The following is a 14792-nucleotide window of genomic DNA, read 5'->3' as shown; positions in this document are numbered from 1 at the left end:
ATGAGCTAGGAGGCGTTTATTTTGGAACGTATTTATGTTGATCATGCAGCAACGTCTCCAATACATCCAGCAGTCGTTGAGAAAATGACGACTTTTATGCATGAGTACTTTGGAAATCCGTCTAGTATTCATCACTACGGGCGGGAAAGTCGACGCTATTTAGACGAAGCTCGCCAAACGATTGCAGCAAGTATTGGAGCACACGAAAATGAACTGATTTTTACAAGTGGTGGGACAGAAGCAGATAATATGGCACTGATCGGAGTCGCTCTTGCAAACCGCCATAAAGGAAATCATATTATTACCACGCAAATTGAACACCACGCTGTGCTTCATACGTGTGAATATTTAGAAACACAGGGCTTTGAAGTGACTTACCTACCAGTTAATGAGTACGGACAAGTATCTGTGGATGAAATAAAATCAGCCCTAACGGATCAAACAATTCTTGTGTCGGTGATGTTTGGAAATAATGAAGTAGGTGCTATTCAGCCAATTGGAGAAATTGGAGTTCTATTAAAAGAGCATGGAGCATATTTCCACACGGATGCAGTGCAAGCTTATGGATTAATTCCGTTAAATGTGCAACAATTAGGTGTCGATCTTTTATCCGTTTCGGCTCATAAAATTAACGGACCAAAAGGGATGGGCTTTTTATATGCAGCTGCTCACGTTTCACTGTCTCCTTTGCTATTTGGAGGAGAACAAGAGCGCAAACGACGAGCTGGAACTGAGAACATGACAAGTATCGTCGGGTTTGAAGAAGCTGTGAAAATTTCGCAACAAACGCTGCAAACACGTGCAGATGAATATAGAAGATACAAAGAAATAATGGTAGCTGTGTTGAAAGAAGAAGGTATTTCATTTGAAATTAACGGACATCTTGAAAATGCTCTGCCACATGTGTTAAATTTATCATTTCCAAAAACAAATGTTGAATCGATGCTCGTAAATTTAGACTTAGCAGGAATTGCGGCATCGAGCGGTTCAGCTTGCACAGCGGGAGCAATCGATCCTTCTCATGTGCTTGTTGCTATGTTTGGAAAAGGGTCTGAGCGTTTAACAACTTCTATTCGATTTAGCTTTGGCCTAGGAAACTCTGCTGAGCAAATTGAAAAAACCGCACGTCAAACAGCAAACATCGTTAAGCGACTAACGATGTAAATAGCAGCCATCAGTAGGGTCTTCATCCCTCACTGATGGTTTGTGTCGTTTCTTTCGCTTTTTAGCGAACAATTTAATTAAAATGAAGAAAACGGAGGTGGCGAAGTTGACAAAATCACCTAAAGATACACGTGTAGTAGTCGGAATGAGCGGAGGCGTTGATTCATCTGTAGCAGCTCTTTTATTAAAACAACAAGGATACGATGTGATCGGAATCTTTATGAAAAACTGGGACGATACGGATGAAAACGGCGTTTGTACTGCGACTGAAGATTATAACGATGTTATTCGCGTATGTAATCAAATTGGTATTCCCTACTATGCAGTCAACTTTGAGAAACAATATTGGGATAAAGTATTTACCTACTTTTTAGATGAATATAAAGCAGGTCGTACACCGAATCCTGATGTAATGTGTAATAAAGAAATTAAATTCAAAGCCTTTTTGGAGCATGCAATGACGCTAGGAGCAGACTATCTAGCGACAGGACATTATGCACGCGTTGCGTATCGTGACGGGGAGTATAAAATGCTTCGAGGCGTAGATGGAAATAAAGATCAAACGTATTTCTTAAATCAATTAGGACAAGATCAGCTTTCAAAAGTAATGTTCCCAATTGGAGAAATTGAGAAATCAAAAGTGCGTGAAATTGCAAAAGAAGCAGGCCTTGCTACAGCAACGAAAAAAGACAGCACAGGTATTTGCTTTATTGGCGAACGCAACTTCAAGGAATTTTTAAGTCAGTATCTTCCTGCTCAGCCAGGTGTGATGCAAACGCTTGACGGCGAAGTGAAAGGCAAGCATGACGGCCTTATGTACTACACGATTGGTCAACGCCATGGTTTGGGTATCGGAGGCAGCGGCGAACCTTGGTTTGTAGTTGGAAAAGATTTAGAAAAAAACGTTTTATACGTCGATCAAGGCTTTCACAATGAGCTGCTTTATTCTACATCTCTTACAGCAACAAATGTCAGCTGGGTAAGCGACCGTGACTGGTCGTCACCAATGACGTGCACAGCAAAATTCCGCTATCGTCAAACCGATTCAGCAGTAACCGTTGAGAAAGTCGATGATGATACAATTAAAGTTATTTTTGCTGAACCCGTGCGGGCAATTACGCCAGGTCAAGCAGTTGTGTTTTACAAAGATGACGAATGTCTTGGCGGAGCAACTATTGACAAAGTATTTCAAGAAGAAGAGCAAATTTGGTACGTATAATTTATATAAGCAAGAACGAAAAACCTCAGCTGTATATAGCTGAGGTTTTTCTATGATATACTTTACTTATTGGGTAAACTAATAACTTACATATTCTAGATTTTCATGATGTGAAAATCTTTTAAATCATAACTAAAACAGTGGAGTGAACGAAAAAATGACAGATAAAAATCAGCTAGGAATTCAGTATATGCAGGAAGGGAAATTTGAAGAGGCTGCTAAAACATTTTCAGAAGCAATTGAAGATAATCCAAAAGATCCAATTGTGTATGTGAATTTTGGCAATTTGTTAGCGGCTGTTAGTGAGATGGATCGTGCTTTGAAATTTTATGAACGTGCGATTGAATTAGATGAAGAAACGGCAACAGCGTATTACGGAGCAGGAAATATTTATTTTAATGCAGAGCAGCTTGAGCAGGCAAAGCACTACTTTGATTTAGCAATCAAAAAAGGCTTAGATTCATCCGATGCCTACTTTATGCTTGGTTTAACGCTGTTTCATATGGAAGAAATTCGTTTTGCGATGCCTTATCTGCAGCGAGCGGTAGAACTAAACGAACATGATGTAGAAGCAAAATTTCAGTACGGTCTTTGTTTAGCACAGCTCGAAATGGTAGATGAAGCGATTGCTGAATTTCTTAAGGTAGTAAATCAAGAGCCAGAACATGCCGATGCTTTCTATAATTTGGGCGTAGCGTATGCCATGAAAGATGATAAGGACAAAGCAATTGAGATGTTAGATGAAGCTTTAAACGTGCAGCCAGATCACGTAATGGCAGCAAATGCTAAACAAGTTCTGTCTACATTAGAACATTAAGAAAGCGGGTAAAGGAAGGATAACATGAACGAAGAACTAGTGAACCCTTCACAGCCAGAACGTCATTATATAAGCGGCACGTCAATTGTAACGGTTTTTCATAACGAAGAAAACTTATATAACGTTACGCGGATACGGATCAAAAAAACAAATTTAGAGATTGAAGATAAAGAAACGGTCGTTACAGGCTATTTTCCTAAGCTTAATGAAGATGAAGTATACACATTTTACGGGGACTTCAAAGAGCATCCAAAGTTTGGTCTGCAATTTCATGTTGAGCAGTTTAAAAAAGAACTTCCGCAATCAAGGCAAGGGGTTGTTCAGTACCTATCAAGCGATTTATTTCACGGAATCGGTAAAAAAACCGCTGAAAATATTGTGGACGCCCTAGGAGAACGCGCTATTTTTCGTATTTTGCAAAATGAGTCCGTGCTAAAAGAGGTTCCGAGGCTTTCAGCCGACAAGGCAGAGGCTTTAGTAACGCAGCTTCGTGAACATCAAGGGTTAGAAGAAGTAATGGTAAAGCTGACAGACCTCGGGTTTGGACCGCAGCTTTCGATGAAGATTTTCCAAGCGTACAAACAAGAAGCGCTTGAAATTGTTCAAAATAATCCTTATCAGCTCGTAGAAGATATTCAAGGTATTGGTTTTAGCAGGGCCGATGAACTTGGAAAGAGGCTTGGTATGGCAACCAACCATCCTGATCGTTTGCGTGCAGGTATTTTATACGTCATTGAGCAAGAATGTAATCAAATGGGACATGTATACGTCACGGCAGATCAGCTGTATGGAAAAACAGCAGAGCTTCTTCGAAAAAGCAGGCATGAGAATCTGTCTGAAATGGATCTTACAAGAGAAGTGGACGCATTAAAAGCAGACAAAAAGCTTATCATTCAAGACGAAAAAATTTATTTTCCTCCCCTTTTCTATGCTGAAAAAGGGCTGGTTAAAGCTATTCAAAAAATTATGGCCCAAACGCAATACGAAGAGCAGTTTCCAGAATCAGAATTTTTACTAGCTTTAGGTGAACTAGAAGAGCGATTAGACGTGCAATATGCACCGTCTCAGCGCAAGGGCATACAAACTGCTTTAATGTCTCCAATGCTTCTTTTAACAGGTGGACCAGGTACAGGGAAAACAACGGTTATTAAAGGAATAGTCGAACTCTATGCAGAACTTCACGGATGTTCGTTAAATCCAGGGGATTATAAAAAAGATGAAGCTTTTCCTGTTTTACTTGTGGCACCTACTGGACGCGCTGCTAAACGAATGAGCGAAGCGACCGGACTTCCGGCAGTTACGATTCACAGATTATTAAAATGGAACGGACAAGAAGGATTTGACCATAATGAGGAGAATCCAATTGACGGAAAATTATTGATTGTGGATGAAGTATCGATGGTAGATTTGTGGCTTGCTCATCAGCTGTTTAAGTCTCTTCCTGCTAATTTACAGGTTATTTTAGTTGGAGACGAAGACCAGCTTCCTTCAGTAGGTCCGGGACAGGTGTTAAAAGATTTACTGAGTTCAGAAGTAGTTCCTACCGTCCGTCTGACAGATGTATACCGGCAAGCGGAAGGGTCGTCGATTATTGATTTGGCTCATGAAATAAAAAAAGGAAAGCTTCCGGAAGACTTATCGAGGCAGCAAGGAGATCGTTCCTTTATTCGCTGTCAAGGACAGCACATCACGAATGTCGTGCAACAAGTTTGCGGGAATGCGTTAAAAAAAGGCTATACGGCTAAAGATATTCAAGTTCTAGCTCCTATGTATAAAGGTCCTGCAGGGATTGATAAACTGAATGAAGTTCTTCAGGAATTATTTAACCCGGCTTCTGAGCAAAGAAGAGAGCTTAAGCACGGAGATATTACGTACCGAGTCGGAGATAAAGTGCTGCAGCTTGTAAATCAGCCGGATAGCAACGTATTTAACGGAGATATGGGAGAAATCGTCTCAGTTTTCTTTGCCAAAGAAAATACGGAAAAACAGGATATGCTGGTTATTTCATATGAAGGAAACGAAGTAACTTATACAAAGCAAGACTTTAATCAAATAACTCATGCATACTGCTGTTCCATTCATAAATCGCAGGGAAGTGAATTTCCCATTGTTGTGCTTCCAATTGTCAAAAGCTATTACCGAATGCTGCGACGCAATTTACTTTATACGGCCGTTACGCGAAGTAAACAGTTTTTAATTTTATGCGGCGAAGACGAAGCGTTTCAGCTTGGAGTCAGCCGGAATGAAGACAGCGTTCGACAAACGAATTTACAGCCCCTGCTTCGAGAAAGCTTGGATAACGACATAGAAGATCCCGAAATTCCATTTATGAAAGATGCAAATATTGGGATGGAAAACGTTACGCCGTATGATTTCATGTAACCTTTCGCATGCTAACAAAGAGTTAAATAAACTCCTTTGTTGCCATCCTTCTTTGCTAATTGTCAGAAAATAAAGTATGGGCGTGAAAAAAAGTGGACATAATGCGTTTATATAAGTAGAACGTATAAAGAGGTGTCGACTTTGTTTAAATGTCCAAACTGTAAAAGTATTGACGTTGGCAAAATTGGTGTAAATCAGTATTACTGCTGGAATTGTTTTATTGAAATGACTATTTCAAAAGGACAAATTAATACTCACCAAGTAGAAGAAGATGGAACATTGAGCTCGCTTGATGATTTGTTCTCAGATGACGAGCGCACAATCAATTTCTAATTCTTTTTTACCGGGAGGAAGAGCAATGGGCAGAATCATTCCGTCAGTAGTCGCTTTCGGTCTTGGAGCTTATGCATTTAAAATGGCAGATGATCGAGAGATGTTTACAAAAAGAAATATGAAAAAAATGCGTAAACGTATGATGAAAGCTATTCACTAATAAAAAAGCACTATTGCACTGAGCTGCAATAGTGCTTTTTTGCAGGCAGAAGATACAACTGCATGTATAAACTCCTTTCTTTATCAAAAAATAGAAGGGAGGAGGAGTTTACGTTGAAAGATAGTTCATTCAAATGGTTCTATAGATTCGGACTGCTGTTATTAGCACTGCTGTGCGTATTAGTCTTTTTTAAAGTCCAGTTTTTATGGCTGCCTGTTATTTACATGTTTTTAAAAGCACTGCTGCCTTTTTTTATTGCAGCATTCATTACATATTTACTTCATCCGCTTATTGAAAAAACGCATGATAAAGGCGTGCCTCGTCCTCTAGCTATTTTACTGATCTACATTATCTTTTTTGGAGGAATCGGGTTCGGAGCCTATAAGTCGTATCCTATTTTTGTGGAACAAGTAAAAGATTTAAATGAACAGCTGCCTCATTTTACGAATACATATAGACATTGGGTAGAATCGATTCATGATCGTACAACTTCACTTCCAAACGGTGTACATGAGAAAATTGAAGGCAGCATTGATGATGTAGAGGCTACGCTCAACGTGTGGCTTACAAAAGTGGCGGAAGGATTAAAATCATTGATTACCTCTTTTTTGATTTTAATCATTATTCCATTTATTGTTTTTTATATGCTGAAGGATTTTTCCTCTATTAAGAAAGCAACAGCTTATGTCACACCTAAAAAGTGGCACAAACCAGGCGAACGTTTTTTATCGGATGTGAATGAATCGCTTGGCAATTATATTAGAGGACAATTTTTTGTTTGTCTCATTATTGGTGTGATTGCCACAGCAGCACTTTGGTTCTTTCATGTACCTTATGCACTTCTTTTAGGCTTTATTATTGGCGTAACGAATATCATTCCGTATTTTGGCCCGATTATTGGTGCGGTTCCAGCAGCTATTATTGCAGCAACTATCTCGATAAAGTTGGTTATTACCATTGTCATTATTATCTTTGTGCTGCAGTTTCTAGAAGGAAATGTGCTGTCTCCGCTTATCGTAGGAAAGAGCCTTCATATTCATCCTTTGTTTATCATGCTTGCGCTCCTTTTAGGAGGAGAGTTTGGAGGAGTATTGGGTCTCATTTTGGCTGTGCCAATTTTAGCAGTCGTTAAAATATCTATTTTGCATATTCGCTCTTATACGCTCAAACATTGACAAAGAGCGGTTAATTTGTCATAATATCGCCATAAGAAAACGCTACATATTTTGAACACAATGATGGATCGAGTACGTTGCACACTGGTTTTTAGAGAAGGGCTTCCTTGGCTGAAAGAAGCGCTAAACAAAGAGCAGCTGAACGCTAGTCCAGAGTGCAGGCTAAAACCTGCCGTGTCAGCAACGTTAACGCTATGAAGGTGATAAATGCTTTTGGCATTTATAATCAGGGTGGTACCGCGAGTTCAACTCTCGTCCCTGCTACAGGGATGAGAGTTTTTTTGTGTGCAAATAACTAGCAATTACTTTTGGACACAGGGAAAATAGATGCTTTTATGTCATCATTTTTTTGTCTATAAATAAGAAGAGTATTAAAGGAGGACCAATCATGAAAAAACTGACGTCAGCACAAGTTCGTCAAATGTATTTAGATTTCTTTAAAGAAAAAGGCCATGATGTAGAACCAAGCGCATCTTTAGTTCCGCATGAAGATCCATCTTTATTATGGATTAACAGTGGAGTAGCTACATTAAAAAAATATTTTGATGGTCGTGTTATTCCTCAAAATCCGCGTATTTGTAACGCACAAAAATCTATTCGTACAAACGATATCGAAAACGTAGGTAAAACGGCTCGCCATCATACGTTTTTTGAAATGCTTGGTAACTTCTCTATCGGTGATTATTTCAAAGAAGAAGCAATCCAATGGGCATGGGAATTCTTAACGAGCGATAAATGGATTGGATTCGACGCAGATAAGCTATCTGTAACAGTTCACCCTGAAGATGAAGAAGCATTTAAGATCTGGAATGAAAAAATGGGCGTGCCTAAAGAGCGTATCATTCGTTTAGAAGGTAACTTCTGGGATATTGGAGAAGGTCCGAGTGGTCCAAATACAGAGATCTTTTATGATCGCGGAGAAGCATATGGAAATGACCTAACTGATCCCGAATTATATCCAGGTGGAGAAAATGAGCGTTATTTAGAAATTTGGAACCTTGTATTTTCTCAGTTTAATCATAATCCTGATAATACGTACACGCCGCTTCCAAAGAAAAATATTGATACAGGAATGGGCTTAGAGCGTATGGTTTCTGTTATTCAAGATGTGCAAACAAACTTTGATACAGATTTGTTTATGCCAATTATTGAAGCAACAGAAAATATTTCAGGCGCTAAATATCGTACAAATGATGAGCAAGATACGGCATTTAAAGTCATTGCTGACCACATTCGTACGGTAACATTTGCTGTAGGTGATGGTGCTCTTCCTTCAAATGAAGGCCGCGGGTATGTGCTGCGTCGTTTGTTACGCCGAGCAGTTCGCTATGCTAAAAAGTTAAACATTAATCGTCCGTTCATGTACGACCTAGTGCCGGTAGTAGGTGAAATCATGGTTGATTTCTATCCGGAAGTAAAGGAAAAAACGGATTTTATCCAGCGCGTAGTCAAAAATGAAGAAGAGCGTTTTCACGAAACGTTAAATGACGGACTAGCTATCTTGGCAACTGTTATTAAAAAAGAAAAAGCGCAAAACAGTGATACGGTACAAGGCGAAGATGTTTTCCGTCTATATGATACGTATGGCTTCCCTGTTGAATTAACGGAAGAATACGCAGAAGATGAGAACATGAAAATCGATCATGCAGGTTTTGAACGTGAAATGGAAGCACAGCGTGAGCGTGCGCGTGCTGCTCGTCAAGATTCTAGTTCTATGCAAGTTCAAGGCGGCGTACTTGGTGAAGTAACGGTTGCAAGTGAGTTTGTGGGCTATGATAAAAATGAAGTAGAAACAGTTGTTGAAGCAATTATTGTAGACGGTGAGCTTGTTGACCGTGCTGAAGCTGGAACAGAAGCGCAAGTTATTTTAAGCCACACGCCATTCTACGCAGAAAGCGGCGGTCAAATTGCGGACCAAGGTACGATCCAAAGTGCTTCAGGAAAAGCGGAAGTAAAAGACGTTCAAAAAGCGCCAAATGGTCAAAATGTCCAAACGGTATCTGTAACAAGCGGCGAGCTTGTAAAAGGTGAAACATACATGGCAACGCTTGATGAAGAAAACCGCAGTGCGATTGTGAAAAACCATACGGCAACGCATTTATTGCATCAAGCATTAAAAGATACGTTAGGAACGCATGTTAATCAAGCGGGTTCTTTAGTAACAGCGGATCGCTTGCGCTTTGACTTCTCTCACTTTGGTCAAGTGACACAAGAAGAGATTGAGAAAATTGAACAAATCGTTAATGAAAAGATTTGGGACAGCATCTCTGTACAAATTGAAAACAAAGCAATTGACGAAGCAAAAGCGATGGGTGCAATGGCACTATTTGGTGAGAAATACGGAGATATCGTGCGCGTAGTACAAGTAGGCGACTACAGCTTAGAATTATGTGGTGGATGTCACGTACCAAATACATCTGTTATCGGTTTATTTAAAATTGTATCAGAATCTGGAATCGGTGCAGGTACTCGACGTATTGAAGCTGTAACTGGAAAAGCTGCCTATCAGTTAATGAATGATCAAGTAGGTTTACTAAAAGAAGCTGCGGCAAAAGTAAAATCCAACCCGCGCGATTTAGTAGGGCGCGTTGAAGGATTACTAGAAGAAATTCGTAATCTTCAGCGTGAAAATGATTCACTATCTACAAAGCTTGGCAATATTGAAGCTGGCAATCTTGTTGACCGCGTACAAAACATTAATGGTGTAAATGTCCTAGCAGCAAAAGTGAATGCAACGGATATGAATAACCTTCGTGCAATGGTTGATGATTTAAAACAAAAATTAGAATCTGCTGTGATCGTATTAGCTTCTCCACAAGGTGAAAAGGTAAATATTATTGCAGGTGTAACAAAAGATTTAATTGCTAAAGGCCATCATGCTGGCAAACTTGTTAAAGAAGTAGCAACGATTTGCGGCGGAGGCGGAGGCGGACGCCCTGACATGGCGCAAGCTGGAGGAAAAGACGCTAGCCAAATTGAAAAAGCACTTGGCACTGTAGAAGAATGGGTTAAATCCGTTTAATTCTCCTCTTTCTTGGTGTACAATATAAATAAGACTTAGCATAGTGCACAATGTGTTCACAAATTAAGAGAGTGAGGTGGGACCGTGAGTTCATTTGATAAAACCATGCAATTTAATTTTCAAGATGAGCCAGCTGAAACAAACGTACATGAAGTATTGTTTACGGTTTATGACGCACTGCAAGAAAAAGGCTACAACCCGATTAACCAAATCGTTGGGTATTTGTTATCAGGAGACCCTGCTTACATTCCTCGTCATAACGATGCGAGAAACACAATTCGCCAGTTAGAGCGAGACGAGCTCATTGAAGAACTTGTTAAATCTTATTTACAACAGCATCGAAAGGATTCATAAATGCGCGTATTAGGATTAGATGTAGGAACCAAAACAATTGGTGTGGCAGTTAGTGATGAAATGGGATGGACAGCGCAAGGAATTGAAACAATTAAAATTGCAGATGAGCAGATGGAGCAATCATATCCTCGTTTACAGCAGTTAATTGACGAATATTCCGTAGAGAAAATCGTAGTGGGTCTTCCTAAAAATATGAATGGTACGATTGGCCCTCGAGGCGAAGCGTGCATCGAGTTTGCTGACAACGTCAAAGAAAAACTTAACATTGAAACGATGATGTGGGACGAGCGCTTGTCAACGATGGCAGCAGAGCGAGTACTGCTGTCTGCCGACGTAAGCCGCAAGAAACGCAAAAAAGTAATCGATAAAATGGCAGCTGTTATGATTCTTCAAGGATACTTAGACAGCAAGCAATAAGAAAAGCAGCAGGCTTTGCTTAAGCTGACAAGTTATGACTTTCCCTTTTACATATTCTTTTGTACGTAAAAGGGAAGTGAAATAACTGAACAGCTTGCTTTTCGCTGAAGAAAAAGTTAAGCTAAGAGCTTACAATATAAAATGAGGTGCAAACATGAGCGTAGAAGAAAATAAAATTACAATCGTCGATGAGAATGGAAATGAGCAACTATGCGAAATTTTATTCACATTTGATTCTGATCAATATAACAAATCATATGTAATTTACTATCCAATCGGAGCAGACCAAGATGATGAAGAAGAAATTGAAATTCATGCATCTGCTTTCACACCAAGTGAAGACGGTCAAGACGGCGAGCTTCAACCGATTGAAACAGAAGAAGAGTGGGACATGGTTGAGGAAATGGTTAACACATTCCTTGACGAAGAAGGCGAATAATTATAGTGAAAAAGCTGATGACAATCGTTATCAGCTTTTTTTTACATAGCGGCCGTTCTTTTTAGATATAAAAAGGTTTTTCCTTGCATTCTTAGGGGAGATTGTATGATAATGACGAAAAATGAGATAAATTGTAGTATAATAATTCCTGCGTGTGAGAGTGCATTTTAATAAAAGAATTCATTGTTTGAACGGATGAAACTAGACTTTGGGCAGACAATAACATAAATCATGGAAAAAATTTAGGAGAGGCGATAGTTTAAGGAAGCGATACCATCTCACACCTATAGGAGATACGAATGAATCGCAATCTCATGTATCCTCTCTGTTCATACTTACAAAAAATCAAGAAGAAAAGAGGTGAAACTGGTTGTATCTTCTTTTACAGAAGTAGATTTAACCAGGAAGCTGCTTGTCGCAACAAACATTTTTACCACCTAATCGTTCAAGGAAAAAACGAGTTATTTTTATTACAATTATCGTACTTCTTTTACTTGTTGGCGGTGCATTTTTCTATGCTCAATCCCGCTTAACACCCGTGGATCGAAACAGCAATAAAAAAGTAAATGTGACCATTCCACAAGGTTCTTCCGTTCAATCGATTGGTACGGTATTGAAAAAAGAAGATTTAATTAAAAGTAAAAGTGCCTTTCGCTATTACGTAAAATTAACCCATGTATCTGGATTTCAAGCTGGAACGTATTTATTTTCTCCTTCCATGAGCTTAGGGGAAATGGTTGAAAAAATGGAAAAAGGCGAGGTTTCAAAACAACCTGATATTCGTGTCACCATTCCAGAAGGACGCCAGCTTGTCGAAATTGCTGATATCATTGCTAAAAATACAAAGTTTACAAAAGACGAAGTCATGAAAAAGCTAGACGATAAGGCATTCATCAATAAAATGAAAGAAAAGTATCCAGATTTAGTAACGGATGAAGTGATGCAAAAAGATATTAAACATCCGCTAGAAGGTTATTTATATCCCGTTACGTATGATTTTTATGATAAAAATGTGTCGTTAGATGAAATATTGGATAAAATGGTAGGGAAAACAAATAATGTATTAGGTCAGTACAGTGGGCAAATGGAAAAGAAAAAATTTAGTGCACATAAATTGTTAACCATGTCTTCTCTAATTGAAGAGGAAGCGACTGCGAAAGTCGACCGAGAAAAAATTGCCAGCGTCTTTTATAATCGCCTTGAAAAAAACATGCCTCTTCAAACGGATCCAACCGTATTATATGCCTTAGGAGAGCATAAAGACCGGGTGTTCTATAAGCATTTAGAAGTGGACTCTCCTTACAATACGTATAAAGTAAAGGGGTTGCCTCCAGGACCAATTGCCAGCTCTGGATTGATGTCAATCAAAGCTGCGTTACATCCAGCCAATACAGATTATTTATACTTCTTGGCTACACCTGAAGGAAAAGTTATTTTTACCAAAACGTTAGAAGAACATAACAAAGAAAAAGCCAAGCATATTACAGGTAAAGAAAAGCAAAATACCGAAAAATAATTGGAAATTTAAAATTGGGGAATCGCGATACTTCGCATTCCCCATCTTTTATGTTAAAATATATCGGGTTTACGTAAAAACGAAAAAAACTTATAATAGACTAGTTGTCTTACTATTTTGCAGTAATGAAACGTTATGAAAACATAATGTAAAATGTACTTCTGAGAACGGAGGAAGTGTTTTGCTTTTACAAAACGTAGAGCAGTATGTGGAAAAGCTTATTCCTAAGCGCCAGGAGCTTATTGAAGAAATGGAAGCTTATGCAGAAGAACATCACGTTCCGATTATGGAATTGATTGGTGTTGAAACGCTATTGCAAATTCTTCGTCTTCATCAGCCAAAACATATATTAGAAATTGGAACAGCGATTGCATATTCGTCTATTCGAATCACCCATGCGCTTCCAGAGGCACGAGTGGTTACGGTAGAACGAAATGAAGAGCGTTACCAAAAAGCGCAAGAGTTTATTGAACGGGCGGGAAAACAAGATAAAATTGTGTCGTTGTTTGGAGATGCACTTGAGCTTAGAGATAAAATTGAACGTCATGGTCCTTATGATGCAGTCTTTATCGATGCAGCTAAAGGTCAGTATCAGCGTTTTTTCGAACATTATGAGCCGATGCTATCTTCTAAAGGAATGATTATTTCGGATAACGTACTATTTAAAGGTCACGTAGCGACCGATTTGGCGGAAGTAGAAACACGTCGACGCCGCAGCTTAATTAAAAAAATTCAAGCATACAATACGTGGCTGATGAATCATCCCGATTATTATACAACTATTCTCCCTATTGGAGACGGAATCGCGATTAGTATTAAAAGAGGTGACCAAGAATGAAAAAACCAGAACTATTAGTGACACCAACTGCAGTTTCGGAAATCGAATCATTACTACAAGCTGGAGCAACAGCTATTATGGTTGGTGAACAGCGCTACGGTTTGCGTTTAGCAGGTGAATTCAAACGTGAAGATATCGTAGAAGCTGTAAGTATTGCTCATCAGCATGATGCAAAAGTCTACGTAGCGATGAACGGATTATTTCACAATGATAAAATCGCCGAATTAAATGAATATATTTTATTCTTAAAAGAAGCAAGCGTGGATGCGATTGTATTTGGAGATCCGGCTGTATTAATGGCAGTGCGTGAAACAGCTCCAGAAATGAAGATGCACTGGAGTACTGAAACAACGGGAACAAACTGGTATTCATGTAACTACTGGGGCCGCAAAGGAGCTAAGCGTGCAGTTCTTGCTCGTGAGCTAAGCATGGATAGCATCATTGATATCAAAGAAAAAGCCGAAGTAGAAATTGAAGTTCAGGTGCATGGCATGACGTGTATGTTCCAATCGAAACGTTCACTTCTTGGCAACTACTTTGAGTATCAAGGAAAAGTCATGGAAATTGAAAATCGTAAAGTAGAAAAAGATATGTTTTTACTTGATAATGAGCGAAACAATAAGTATCCAATTTTCGAAGATGAAAATGGAACGCATATTATGAGTCCAAATGATATGTGCATCATCGATGAGCTTTCCGAAATGATTGACGCTGAAGTAGATGTATTTAAAATTGACGGCGTATTAAAGTCACCGCAATATATTTTAGAAGTAACAAAAAAATATCGTCAAGCGATTGATTTATGTGTAGATGACCGTGAAGAATACGAAAACGTTAAAGACGATTTGTTAGAAGAAATTGAAAGCTTGCAGCCAATTAACCGCCCGTTAGACACAGGGTTTTTCTTTAAAGAAACGGTATATTAAAAAGCATGCAAAGAAAGATAAACAAAGGAG

General features: G+C 39.0%; 14 protein-coding genes. All 14 read left to right on the top strand.

The features are described from left to right. Positions 1 to 21 precede the first annotated feature (21 nt). The 14 genes from NST66_RS22350 to NST66_RS22285 all read left to right on the top strand — a co-directional run bounded on the left by NST66_RS22350 (position 22) and on the right by NST66_RS22285 (position 14762). Entirely contained in the window at positions 22 to 1164 is a 1143-nt protein-coding gene (locus NST66_RS22350) for a cysteine desulfurase family protein (RefSeq protein WP_028411684.1), read from the top strand. 106 nt (positions 1165 to 1270) lie between these two features. Beyond that, positions 1271 to 2383: a tRNA 2-thiouridine(34) synthase MnmA gene (gene mnmA, locus NST66_RS22345; RefSeq protein ID WP_028411683.1), complete on the top strand. Its 1113-nt coding sequence runs from the start codon at positions 1271 to 1273 to the stop codon at positions 2381 to 2383. Between the two features lie 157 nt (positions 2384 to 2540). Next, on the top strand, positions 2541 to 3200 hold the full coding sequence (locus NST66_RS22340; RefSeq protein ID WP_013085089.1) for a tetratricopeptide repeat protein: 660 nt from the start codon (positions 2541 to 2543) through the stop codon (positions 3198 to 3200). A 24-nt stretch (positions 3201 to 3224) separates the two neighbouring features. Continuing rightward, positions 3225 to 5582, top strand: a complete 2358-nt coding sequence (recD2, locus tag NST66_RS22335) for an SF1B family DNA helicase RecD2 (protein ID WP_033579666.1) — start codon at positions 3225 to 3227, stop codon at positions 5580 to 5582. Positions 5583 to 5723: 141 nt separating this feature from the next. Then, on the top strand, positions 5724 to 5915 hold the full coding sequence (locus NST66_RS22330; protein WP_013059292.1) for a hypothetical protein: 192 nt from the start codon (positions 5724 to 5726) through the stop codon (positions 5913 to 5915). Between the two features lie 25 nt (positions 5916 to 5940). Next, positions 5941 to 6075 (top strand): YrzQ family protein, encoded by a 135-nt coding sequence (locus NST66_RS22325; protein ID WP_013059291.1) that lies wholly within the window; start codon positions 5941 to 5943, stop codon positions 6073 to 6075. 113 nt (positions 6076 to 6188) lie between these two features. Beyond that, positions 6189 to 7250 carry an AI-2E family transporter gene (locus NST66_RS22320; RefSeq protein ID WP_028411681.1) on the top strand — a complete coding sequence of 354 codons (1062 nt, stop codon included), beginning with the start codon at positions 6189 to 6191 and terminating at the stop codon, positions 7248 to 7250. 388 nt (positions 7251 to 7638) lie between these two features. Then, entirely contained in the window at positions 7639 to 10272 is a 2634-nt protein-coding gene (alaS, locus tag NST66_RS22315) for an alanine--tRNA ligase (RefSeq protein ID WP_033579667.1), read from the top strand. Between the two features lie 84 nt (positions 10273 to 10356). Next, positions 10357 to 10626 (top strand): IreB family regulatory phosphoprotein, encoded by a 270-nt coding sequence (locus tag NST66_RS22310; RefSeq protein WP_013059287.1) that lies wholly within the window; start codon positions 10357 to 10359, stop codon positions 10624 to 10626. Further along, positions 10627 to 11043, top strand: coding sequence for a Holliday junction resolvase RuvX (ruvX, locus tag NST66_RS22305; RefSeq protein WP_013059286.1), 417 nt, complete (start codon positions 10627 to 10629; stop codon positions 11041 to 11043). It begins immediately after the preceding gene. Positions 11044 to 11197: 154 nt separating this feature from the next. Further along, positions 11198 to 11482, top strand: coding sequence for a DUF1292 domain-containing protein (locus NST66_RS22300; RefSeq protein WP_013059285.1), 285 nt, complete (start codon positions 11198 to 11200; stop codon positions 11480 to 11482). A 412-nt stretch (positions 11483 to 11894) separates the two neighbouring features. Beyond that, positions 11895 to 12998: an endolytic transglycosylase MltG gene (gene mltG, locus NST66_RS22295; protein ID WP_028411679.1), complete on the top strand. Its 1104-nt coding sequence runs from the start codon at positions 11895 to 11897 to the stop codon at positions 12996 to 12998. 181 nt (positions 12999 to 13179) lie between these two features. Further along, positions 13180 to 13836, top strand: a complete 657-nt coding sequence (locus NST66_RS22290; RefSeq protein WP_340843697.1) for an O-methyltransferase — start codon at positions 13180 to 13182, stop codon at positions 13834 to 13836. Further along, complete coding sequence (locus tag NST66_RS22285; protein ID WP_340843696.1) at positions 13833 to 14762, top strand: peptidase U32 family protein; 930 nt, start codon at positions 13833 to 13835, stop codon at positions 14760 to 14762. Before NST66_RS22290 ends, NST66_RS22285 begins: the two co-directional genes overlap by 4 nt. Positions 14763 to 14792 lie beyond the last annotated feature (30 nt).

The organism is Priestia sp. FSL W8-0524 (genome assembly GCF_038005965.1).
GTDB classification, from domain to species: Bacteria; Bacillota; Bacilli; order Bacillales; family Bacillaceae_H; genus Priestia; species Priestia zanthoxyli.
This window is presented reverse-complemented; position numbering and strand designations above follow the sequence as displayed.